General features: G+C 44.7%; 3 protein-coding genes. 1 reads left to right on the forward strand and 2 read right to left on the reverse strand.

Features of this window, described 5'->3' with window-relative positions:
- Both B9J84_RS04920 and hrpA read right to left on the reverse strand, forming a co-directional pair.
- Nucleotides 1-371: outer membrane beta-barrel protein (locus B9J84_RS04920; RefSeq protein WP_094123665.1), on the reverse strand; the 371-nt coding region annotated here is incomplete at its 3' end.
- A 103-nt stretch (nucleotides 372-474) separates the two neighbouring features.
- Complete coding sequence (gene hrpA, locus B9J84_RS04925; RefSeq protein WP_094123666.1) at nucleotides 475-4,410, reverse strand: ATP-dependent RNA helicase HrpA; 3,936 nt, start codon at nucleotides 4,408-4,410, stop codon at nucleotides 475-477.
- Nucleotides 4,411-4,650: 240 nt separating this feature from the next.
- On the opposite strand from hrpA, the gene B9J84_RS04930 reads away from it, so the two are divergent.
- Nucleotides 4,651-5,055, forward strand: coding sequence for a hypothetical protein (locus B9J84_RS04930; protein ID WP_013856808.1), 405 nt, complete (start codon nucleotides 4,651-4,653; stop codon nucleotides 5,053-5,055).
- Nucleotides 5,056-5,186: the final 131 nt, after the last annotated feature.

Here is a 5,186-nt window from a genome sequence, read left to right on the forward strand (position 1 = left end):
GCGCCTACACCGTACATGATGTCAAAACCATCATCTATTTTATTGCTGTTTAATTTTTTATCCCAAGAATGCAAACCACCCTTGGCATACACATGCAGAGGGCCAAAATCAATGCTTGGCTTTACCGCAAAATAAACAGAAGAGGCCGCGATTTCATTCGTGGCACTGACTTCAAATTTGCCATGGTCGGTGTAACCCGCTTCGAGGCCAATCAGAGGAAGAATACCAGTACCGGCATGAATGTTGTATGAAGTGCCGCTTTTACCATTCAAATCCGATTGGCCTACCGATGCGCCGCCATAAATCCAAGAGTCAGCAAACGCCATTGAAGATGTACTGATCAGCGCCAGTGCGATTAAAGTCTTTTTCATGATGAACCTTCTTTATTTAATTTGGCAGTGGCCTCAAAACGGCGACCGATTGCCACATAGCGTCAAATTATAGTGAACTGTTGGTTAGATGCAAATCTTATACCTAACAAGCATCAATCGCATTTTTTATACGTTTATCTGAAACTGGATAAGGAGTGCCAAGTTGCTGAGCAAATAAACTCACGCGAAGCTCTTCAATCATCCAACGGATCTCTTTAACATTTTCAGGTACTTCTGCACCGCGAGGTATCTTGTTTAGTAGCGCTTTGTAATCATTGGTTACCGCTTCAATTTTCAACATGTGCAAACGATCCTTATTTGGATCAATGGGTAACTTCTCCATCCGACGTTCAATCGCGCGCATGTAACGCAGAATATCCGGCAAACGCTTCCAGCCGCATTCGGTGGCAAAGCCTTTAAAGATCAAACCTTCGATCTGCGCTTTGATATCCGATAACGCAAAGGCCATCGTAAAATCGATTTTCCCTTTCAGCTTTTTATTAATGTTGAATGCCGTGGTAAGAATCGTCTCCACTTGTTGGGCGATATCGACCACAGTATCGCCCAATTCAGCGCGCACAAACTCTTTCAGTGCCTCAAACTGCTCCGGCTCCCACACTAAACCGCCTTGCTGTTCAATTAACTTATCAATCCCACAAGCAATACAGTCATCAATCAGGTCCAGTACTTTGCCATACGGGTTAAAGTAGAGCCCCAATTTTGACTTGTTCGGTAAATTGGTGTGCAGATATTTAATCGGTGAAGGAACGTTTAGCAAAATCAGACGCCTTTGCCCTGCTTTCATTGCATTGAGTTGTTCTTGCTCGGTCTCAAAAAGCTTAATTTCAACGCTCTCTTTGCTATCCACTAACGCTGGATAAGCTTTAACCTCGAAACCGCCGCGCTTTTGTTGGTAAACTTTTGGTAATTCACCAAAGCTCCACGTATGCAAACCTTGCTGTTCAATATCATCGTCTGCCACTTGAGAGAGTGTTTCTTGTACTTTCTCTTTCAAACTCTCTTTCAGCTGATATAAATCTTTATGCTCGTTGAGTTTGCGATTTTTATGATCCACCGCGCGAAAAGTGATTTTTAAATGATCCGGAACTTGCTCTAACTTCCAATCTTCACGCTTCACCTCGACGCCCGTCATGCGTCTTAACTCTTTTTCCATCGCATCCAATAAAGGCAATTCCATCGGTGTGACACGAGCTAAAAACGCATCTGCATAGTTAGGTGCCGGTACAAAGTTTTTGCGCAGTGTTTTAGGCAAAGACTTGATGAGGCTGACAACCAATTCATGACGTAACCCGGGGATCTGCCAATCAAACCCTGTCGGCTCAATTTGATTTAGGATCGGCAATGGCAAATGTACCGTGACACCGTCACTATCCACACCAGGTTCAAATTGATAGCTGAGCTTCAGCTTAATACCGTTTTGGTGCCAAAAGTTGGGATAATCTAAATCAGTGATGTGGCTAGCATCACCTTTAAATAGCATCTCTTTTTCAAAGTTGAGTAGATCTGGGGTGGCTTTGCTGACTTTTCGCCACCACGCATCAAAATGACGCCCAGAGACCACATCCGTTGCGACTCGCTGATCGTAGAACTCGAAAAGCTGTTCATCATCAATCAAAATATCGCGGCGGCGAGATTTATGCTCAAGCTCCTCGACTTCAAGTAATAAGCGACGGTTTTGCTTGAAAAACGCATGTTTGGTTTCCCAATCACCTTCAACTAATGCGCTGCGAATGAAAATCTCACGACATAGTGGCTCGTCAATGGTGCTGTAGTTAATCAAACGTTTAGGCACAATAGGAATGCCATATAACATCACTTTTTCATAGGCCATGACGGCGGCTTGTTTTTTTGACCAATGCGGTTCGCTGTAGCTACGCTTGATCAAATGCTGCGCCAGCGGTTCCACCCATTCAGGCTGGATTTTAGCTGCAATACGCCCCCACAGTTTAGAGGTTTCCACCAACTCGGCGACCATCACCCACTTGGGTTGCTTTTTAAACAGGCCAGAAGCGGGAAAGATATTAAAGCGGGCGTTACGAGCCCCTTGGTATTCATTTTTCTCTTGGTCTTTGATACCAATGTGCGACAGTAAGCCAACCAAAATTGCACTGTGGATACTTTGGTAATTGCCCGGTTCGTCGTTCAATTTGTAATCCATTTCACGCATCGATTGGTGAATTTGGAAGTAAACATCCTGCCATTCGCGTACCCGCAAATAATTGAGGTAATCTTGTTTGCACTGCTTACGAAATTGGCTGCTGCTTAACGCTTTTTGCTCAGTTTGAATGTGGTTCCACAAATTCACTAGGCTCAGGAAATCGGACTCTTCATCAAAAAATCGGCGATGTTTCTCATCTGAGGCTTGTTGCTTATCTGATGGGCGTTCACGTGGGTCTTGAATCGAAAGTGCAGCGGCAATCACCATTAGCTCTTTTACGCAGCCAAGCTTTGGCGCTTCAAGCACCATACGCGCCAAACGGGGGTCAATCGGCAAGCGTGCTAATTTGCGCCCCATATCCGTCAACTGCTTTTTGCTGTCGTGACTATTTTTATTGGTATCAGGAACAATCGCACCAAGCTCTTCAAGCAAACGCACACCATCTTGAATGTTGCGTTTATCCGGCGCTTCCACAAATGGGAATGCTTCAATATCACCCAGCCCAAGTGCGGTCATTTGTAAAATAACCGAGGCTAAGTTGGTACGCAGTATTTCCGGATCGGTAAATTCTGGACGTGAAAGAAAATCCTCTTCGGAATAGAGGCGTATGCAAATCCCTTCTTCAACACGGCCACAACGTCCTTTACGCTGATTTGCACTCGCTTGAGAAATTGGTTCAATCGGCAAACGTTGGACTTTGGTGCGGTAGCTATAACGGCTGATACGCGCCGTACCTGGGTCAATGACATATTTGATCCCCGGAACGGTAAGGGATGTTTCTGCCACGTTGGTGGCTAAAACAATGCGCCGCCCTATATGGGGCTGAAAGATTTTATTCTGCTCACCGGCGGATAATCGTGCATAAAGCGGCACAATTTCAGTATCACGTAAGTTACGTTTACTGAGCGCATCGGCCGTATCACGAATTTCTCGTTCACCATTCATGAAGATCAGAATATCGCCAAGTCCTTCAGCACAGAGTTCATCGACGGCTTCAAAAATACCTTCAAGTTGATCGCGGTCTGCGTCCTCTTCACCAAGCAGTGGTCGATAACGCGTATCGACCGGATAAGTACGACCCGACACTTCAATGATAGGCGCACCGCTAAAATGGTTAGAGAAGCGTTCAGGATCGATGGTGGCCGAAGTAATGATGACTTTGAGATCCGGACGACGCGGCAGCAGTTCTTTCAAATAACCTAAGATAAAATCGATATTTAAGCTGCGCTCATGCGCTTCATCGATAATGATGGTGTCGTACTGATTGAGAAAACGATCATGCTGGATTTCGGCCAACAATATCCCGTCAGTCATCAATTTGATCTGAGTCTGCTCGGAAATTTGATCGTTAAAACGAACTTTATAGCCAACAAAGCCACCCAGTTCTGTTTCCATCTCTTGCGCTATTCGGCTCGCGACCGAACGCGCAGCAAGGCGACGTGGTTGCGTATGGCCAATCAGGCCATATTTACCACGCCCAATTTCTGCGCAAATTTTGGGTAACTGAGTCGTTTTGCCTGACCCTGTTTCACCCGCCACAATTACCACTTGGTTTTCAGCAATCGCTTTGGCGATATCATCGCGTTTTTGGCTTACGGGCAATAAATCAGGGTAGTCGATGGTAACGCGGCTGTTGAGACGCTGCTGCGCCACCATCATTGACTGAGCAATATCGAGCGCAATTTGATCAAAAACGGCATGTTTGGCTTGCTCATTTTTTATTTTGCTCGCACCAGAGATGCGTTTACTCAGACGAAAACGATCACGCATCATGCATTCTTTCAATGCATTGCGCAGAGATGCCGCACTGTTGCTGCTAGCGTTCATTGACTTGTGTTGATTGGGCTGTGACGAGGTCAAAGCATTTCCTATTCATTTCATTACATAAAACTGAGCGGATTGTAGCATAATCAACGCTCCTGCAATCAGTTATCCTTTCACAAACGGCGAGCATTTATTCGCTTGCTCCTCGATTCCGGTATGTTTTGCCATCGTTCGTATGATTAAGCGATTTAAAATTGGGCAATCGGATCAGGATTTCTTATGTTTATAAGAAAATCGCCGCTACAATAGCGACATGATTACTGAAACGATAAAACTGTGAAAGCATCTGAACTGAAACACATACTCGATTCACTACCCGATAACACCGATCCAGAATTGGTGATGGGTGAGGCTTGGTTGCCTGAACGTCTTATTGACACACAATTGGACGGCCATTTTCTGTTTCTGGAGTTTGATAATGCGCCCGAGGAAGGTGAAGGAGAGGAAGAAGGTCGCGGTTTTGTTGAACATGAGATTGCCATGATACGGCGACGCTTTGAAGAAATTTTGCTAGAAAAAGCGGACAATAAATCCAAAGCCGATGCCATGTTAGCGCTTTTCCTGATGGGGCATGAATACTCAAGTTCAGAAGTCATTGAAATACTAGAAGACCCTAGCGTTCCTCAAGATCCGAATGATTTTTATCACGAGAACGATGAAGATGAATCTCATGATATTTAGAATCTCACTTTATTCTGACTTGTGTTTTGCTCAATACGCCACTATTTAAACAATAATGACTCGAAATTTTCAGTAGGTTTTTTTATGTTTAATGCCATTACATCGCTATTCAAGCAACTCTTGGACGGAGA

Source organism: Vibrio sp. V03_P4A6T147, assembly GCF_002241085.1.
In the GTDB taxonomy this organism is placed as follows: Bacteria; Pseudomonadota; Gammaproteobacteria; order Enterobacterales; family Vibrionaceae; genus Vibrio; species Vibrio anguillarum.